Annotated in this window: 1 pseudogene; it reads right to left on the bottom strand. The window is 73.1% G+C overall.

The annotated features are described in order from the left end of the window. Window positions 1-319: pseudogene (locus JWG43_RS20845) on the bottom strand (LacI family DNA-binding transcriptional regulator); the annotation flags it as partial. Window positions 320-450: the final 131 nt, after the last annotated feature.

Genomic DNA, 450 nt, shown 5'->3' with positions numbered 1-450 from the left:
GTTCCCCACAGACGATCGCGCCCGCGAGGTGGCCCGAGGACAGCTGGTCGGCGAGCCGCTGCTCCCAGGTGTCCTCGTGGCCGCGCGTCTGGATCATCGTCAGGGCGAGGCCGTGCCCGGCTGCGGCGTCGTCGGCGGCCGAGAGCATGTGGCCGTAGAAGGGGTGCGAGGCGTCGAGGACGACGAGGCCGAGCAGCCCCGAGGTCCCGGTGCGCAGGGTGCGGGCCGCGACGTTGGGCCTGTAGCCGAGCGAGCGGGCGACCTCCTGGATGTGCGCGGCCGTCGCCGGGGCGATCCGCCCTGCGGCCTTGCCGGACATCACGAGCGAGACAGCGCTCTGCGAGACACCGGCGGCCCGGGCGACCTCCGTCGCGGTCGTCGAGCCGCGGGCAGGGCTCGTGGTTGACCGGGTTCTGGGCACGGTCCTACAGTAGCCGTCATACGTATGAC

It is taken from the genome of Desulfobulbus alkaliphilus (assembly GCF_016918545.1).
GTDB classification, from domain to species: domain Bacteria; phylum Desulfobacterota; class Desulfobulbia; order Desulfobulbales; family Desulfobulbaceae; genus Desulfobulbus; species Desulfobulbus alkaliphilus.
The sequence above is the reverse complement of the archived record's forward strand: the minus strand, read 5'-3'. Positions and strand labels throughout refer to the sequence as shown.